This is a genomic window from Nostoc sp. WHI, assembly GCF_015714725.1.
Taxonomy (GTDB): domain Bacteria; phylum Cyanobacteriota; class Cyanobacteriia; order Cyanobacteriales; family Nostocaceae; genus Nostoc.
In genome coordinates this window covers 1-4,585 of record NZ_WBKM01000227.1, presented here as the reverse complement: position 1 = coordinate 4,585, position 4,585 = coordinate 1, and the positions used below count along the sequence as shown (strand labels likewise).

The 4,585-nt window shown below is 41.2% G+C and carries 7 protein-coding genes and 1 pseudogene; 6 read left to right on the top strand and 2 right to left on the bottom strand.

The window, feature by feature from the left end:
• Both F8S12_RS23035 and F8S12_RS23030 read left to right on the top strand, forming a co-directional pair.
• Nucleotides 1-391, top strand: a 391-nt coding sequence (locus F8S12_RS23035; RefSeq protein WP_196518647.1) for an HAD-IC family P-type ATPase, incomplete at its 5' end; no start/stop codon positions are given.
• 223 nt (nucleotides 392-614) lie between these two features.
• Nucleotides 615-1,124: an FHA domain-containing protein gene (locus F8S12_RS23030; protein WP_196518646.1), complete on the top strand. Its 510-nt coding sequence runs from the start codon at nucleotides 615-617 to the stop codon at nucleotides 1,122-1,124.
• A gap of 90 nt (nucleotides 1,125-1,214) precedes the next feature.
• Here F8S12_RS23030 and F8S12_RS23025 read toward each other — a convergent pair whose 3' ends face one another.
• Complete coding sequence (locus tag F8S12_RS23025; RefSeq protein WP_196518645.1) at nucleotides 1,215-1,562, bottom strand: hypothetical protein; 348 nt, start codon at nucleotides 1,560-1,562, stop codon at nucleotides 1,215-1,217.
• A 492-nt stretch (nucleotides 1,563-2,054) separates the two neighbouring features.
• Here F8S12_RS23025 and thyD point away from each other — a divergent pair, with 492 nt between their 5' ends.
• The 4 genes and pseudogenes from thyD to F8S12_RS42425 form a co-directional block, all read left to right on the top strand.
• On the top strand, nucleotides 2,055-2,975 hold the full coding sequence (gene thyD / locus F8S12_RS23020; RefSeq protein ID WP_196518644.1) for a thylakoid membrane protein ThyD: 921 nt from the start codon (nucleotides 2,055-2,057) through the stop codon (nucleotides 2,973-2,975).
• 141 nt (nucleotides 2,976-3,116) lie between these two features.
• Nucleotides 3,117-3,332, top strand: coding sequence for a hypothetical protein (locus tag F8S12_RS23015; RefSeq protein WP_196518642.1), 216 nt, complete (start codon nucleotides 3,117-3,119; stop codon nucleotides 3,330-3,332).
• On the top strand, nucleotides 3,332-3,724 hold the full coding sequence (locus F8S12_RS23010) for a type II toxin-antitoxin system VapC family toxin (RefSeq protein WP_196518640.1): 393 nt from the start codon (nucleotides 3,332-3,334) through the stop codon (nucleotides 3,722-3,724). Before F8S12_RS23015 ends, F8S12_RS23010 begins: the two co-directional genes overlap by 1 nt.
• Before the next feature lie 155 nt (nucleotides 3,725-3,879).
• A pseudogene (locus tag F8S12_RS42425) lies at nucleotides 3,880-4,050 on the top strand (IS1634 family transposase); the annotation flags it as partial.
• Nucleotides 4,051-4,303: 253 nt separating this feature from the next.
• Here the strand turns inward: F8S12_RS42425 and F8S12_RS23005 are convergent.
• Entirely contained in the window at nucleotides 4,304-4,549 is a 246-nt protein-coding gene (locus F8S12_RS23005; protein ID WP_196518639.1) for a hypothetical protein, read from the bottom strand.
• Between the last annotated feature and the right edge of the window lie 36 nt (nucleotides 4,550-4,585).

The window sequence follows — 4,585 nt, the reverse complement described above, 5'->3', positions numbered from 1 at the left end:
CTCCCCACTCCCCACTCCCCACTCAATAGTCGCAATGGTAGGAGATGGAATCAACGATGCTCCAGCTTTATCCCAAGCAGATGTAGGAATTGCTTTACACTCCGGGACAGATGTAGCAATGGAAACTGCTGAAATTATTCTGATGCGCGATCGCTTAAACGATGTCGTCGAATCTATTCAGCTTAGTCGCGCCACCTTTAACAAAATCCGCCAGAATTTATTCTGGGCTTTTGCATATAATACAGTTGGTATTCCATTAGCCGCAGGTGTTTTGTTTCCTAGCTTCGGTTTTGTCCTTAACCCATCTGGTGCTGCCGCTTTAATGGCTTTTAGCTCTGTTAGCGTCGTTACAAACTCAATATTATTACGACGGTTAGTTCATCACCCGTAAAATCCTTTCTTGCAGGTCAGATTTACAAGCACAAATCTTAGTTATTGCCATCTCAAATTGAACTGAGTCGGTCTTCAAGTTTTACGCAGATCACAAAGCCTGTTGAGACACTTACCAAAGCTATCATAGCTACTGGAGTAGAACGGCCATGTTCTACTCTTTCAAGGTATTATGCAATTTTAAGGCTTATTTAGATCAGCATCACAGACTATGGTGCACGAGAATGACAGGATACGAGACTAAACAAATCCTGATTAATCACAGTTCAACCGATTTTAGCAACGATTTGTCAATGGCAGCAGAAACCAATGAAAACCATCTACTGATTCTTGAAGACGATCAAGGTCGCAAAGAATTTTCTCTAGAAGACCCCGTCTACTCTATTGGTAGAGACCGCGAATGTAATATCCGTTTGATGTCGCAGTTTGTATCCCGCCGCCATGCCACATTAGTGAGATTGCCGCGAGGGCATAATAGTCATAGCTACTATTACCGGATTGTCGATGGCGATGCCAAAGGGAAGCCTAGTTCCAATGGTTTGATGATCAATGGACGCAAGATCCCAGCTCACGATCTAAAAAATGAAGACGAGATCGTTTTTGGGCCTCAAGTACGTGCTATTTATTACCTTTTAAGAAACACTCAGCGTTTGTCCCAAACGGATTCGAGTGAGTACGACATTACACTAATAAACCCCGGCATGGCCGAGGATTTAGAGGATCTAGGAGACTGAATTACAATTACTAAAGCAAAAAGCCCACCGATACATCGTCTGAGAATACTACGGATTAAAGCCGTGGTATTCTCAATACAAGCATCAAAGCTATCCTGCAAGACTTTCAATCAAATGCCAATGGCGGCTACTTTCAATAGACTGTTTGATGAATTCAAACATTTGTCGGCAGTAATTATCTAGATGGAGTGGTAATTCTTGATTTTTAATCACAATACTCATCCGGGTTTCTGTTTCAGTAGATTTTGATTTATCAATCAGTACTTCTACTGTGATTAATTTGGAAAAAGAAACATTACCGGGAACCTCACGAGCAATTATGTAATCGGCCGTGTGGTATTGAATATCCAATTGACAGTCCTGTAGAAGTTCTACAAGTAACGGCTGGAGATGGTCACTAGGAACAGAAACAATAAATGAACAGGTATAGCGAGCCATAATAGCCCCACGCCTTGCAACACTCTGTCCATCCTATAATACTGAAGCATCTAAACGGAAAGTCATTAAAAAACAAAGTTTTTGAGTTTTGAGAGCAAGCCGTACAAAATATACAATCACATCTCTTTTATCTATAAGGCAATACGCTTTGGTTAGTGATATTTAGTGTTCGGAGATCCCCCCAACCCCCCTTAAAAAGGGGGGCTAATATCTCTTCTACCCCCTTAAAAAGGGGGGCTAATATCCCTTCTACCCCCTTTTTAAGGCAATACGGTTCAGTTAAGGGCTACTGGTACAAAACTTTGGGTTTTTGAGACGCGATAAATCGCCGTCTCTACAAATGTTTTGGTCTTATCTGAACTGTATTGCTTTTTAAGGGGGTCGCCGGAGGCGGGGGGATCTTAACCCAAGGGGTATTGATCTATAAGGAAGATGCCGTAAGCTGAAAGATTGATCAAAAACTTTACAATAAAGGTTTGGCGGAGGGAGAAAATGAAAGTAGCAATTACTGGAGCAACAGGATTTGTCGGTAGTCGTTTGGTAAAACGACTCTACGGGGAAGGTTATAGAATACTTGTGTTAACTCGGAACACCGTCTTTGCTCAGAAGGTTTTTCCATCTAAGGCTTTCCCCAATCTAGAAATTATTGCCTATACACCAACTGCATCCGGTTCTTGGCAAAGTGCGATCGCTGGTTGTGATGGTGTAATTAATCTGGCAGGAGAATCCATTGCTGAGGGACGTTGGACATCAGAACGCAAGCAAGAAATCCTCAATAGCCGGAAGCTAGGTACACAAAAAATAGTTGAAGCAATAGCCAACGCTAACCCAAAACCACCTGTATTAGTTAATGCTTCAGCTATTGGCTATTATGGCACGAGTGAAACGGCTACCTTTGATGAAACGAGTCTATCTGGTAACGATTTTCTCGCCCAAGTCTGCCAAGCCTGGGAAGCAGAAGCTAGAAAGGTAAAAGATGCTGGTGTGCGGCTGGTAATTCTGCGTTTGGGCGTTGTTCTGGGCAATGGTGGTGCCTTAGATAAAATGATTCTGCCTTTCCAACTCTTCGCCGGTGGGCCTATTGGTAGTGGTCGGCAGTGGTTCTCTTGGATTCACGTAGACGACTTAGTTAACCTAATTCTGCAAGCTTTAATTAAACCGGAAATAGAAGGTGTATATAATGCTACTGCCCCTAAACCAGTCCGCATGGCAGATTTAAGCCAAACTTTAGGGCAAGTGATGAATCGCCCTTCTTGGTTGCCCGTTCCAGCTTTTGCGATCGAAGCTCTTTTAGGAGACGGGGCTATAGTAGTTTTAGAAGGTCAGCAAGTCTTACCTAAGCGCACCGTCGAAACAGGCTTTAAGTACAAATATCTTAATTTGCAATCAGCATTAACACAAATTCTTACGTAGATTAAAAGGCAGTGGTGAGTGGGGGAAATGATTCCAGTACAAAACAAAGAGAGTAGTTTGTTACTCTCTTTAAATTTTATCTGCAAGTGCGATCGCACTTTTGAGGGAATTGCAAAAAAAGTGAGTTGAACCAGAAGCTAAATGAGTCAAGAACAGCTACAAGAACTGATGGATCAAACGAAAGACCTCTCAAATGAGGCAAGGCTTCTTTTAATTAGCTACCTGCTGGCAGAAGTGAAGGGAGCAAATGAGTCAACAAGAAAAGCTGCGATCGCTCGAATCCGTAAACGTTGGGAGATATTGCCGATTCAGCCGAGCAGTCAAATGCAAGAGTGGAAGGAACAGGGACGACTTTGATGGTGATTGATACGATGGTTTTTGTGTATGCTTTGTTACGTGTAGAATCTCAACATGAGCAAGCACTTTCTGCTTTAGAAAGAGCGGAACAAATTATTGTTCCCGATTCTCTCTTTGCTGAATTGGGTAATGTTGTATGGCAATGGATTGTGTTTAGACAGCTACCGCTAATTATTGGGCTTGAGGTTTTGAAAGATGCGAAAGTATTGGTAACTAAAATTATTCCTGTTATTGATATTCGAGACACTGCACTAGAGCTAGCAGTAAAGAAAAACCATTCTTTTTATGATACGGTGTTTGTTGCCGCAGCAATTCAAGAGCAAGTTCAAGTAATCACCTTTGATCGCAAGTTTGCAGAAAAGTTTTCTGATCAGGTTGAACTTTTGTATTAACCCACATTCCGCAGATATTAAAGCGGATTTAATAATTATAAAATTGAAAATGCTCAAGCCTGAAATCATTGCTAGGCAATAATTTCAGGCTTTTTTCCTATAAAATAATAAGCGACAAGTAGAGAGAAAAAAAGTATGAACGAGGCACTAGAAGCGTAAAGAAATTTACAAATAAACCGACAATGAGATGGATATTTCAGATGTTTCAATCTGTACATTTGTTGCTCGTCAATGGACAGAAACAAATGAGCAATTTCACAGAGGAACGTCAAAAAATCTTACGTTATTTGGGTGAAAGCTGTCATCAATACTATCTGATGATTTGAAATGGGTTATTTAACTAAAAAAGCTGGGGATATTTTTATATATATCAGAATTTGAGCGAAGATATAATGGTCTAGCTTTTGACTAAAAAGCTATTGGGGTTGATTGCATTGAACAAGTGGTAGTTGGCTGTTGCCAGAGTTTAAGTTTACAACCATCAGCAAAAGTAGAATTTTTTCATATCCTTCTAAAGTACTCTGAGGTTAGAGTACCCAACTAGCAAATTAAAATGCTATCTCATCCTCTCCTTCTGCGCTATTGACTAGAGAGAAATTTTCTGGAAATCCAACTGATAATACCACTGAGAATAGCACCGCCCATGAGGATGCCAATTGCTGGGTTAAACAAGGGTTGCCACAGTTGATGCCACAAATCCAAACCCAGGTTTACTCCCGCCGCTTCTCCCATCGCAGCGATCGCTAACCAGACAAAGCCAAACAAAACTAAAAAAACATCTGCGACTAAAACCATGTTTAGCCAATTTAACAATTTATCTTTCATGATGGGAATGGGGAATGGGGAATGGGGAATAGGGAG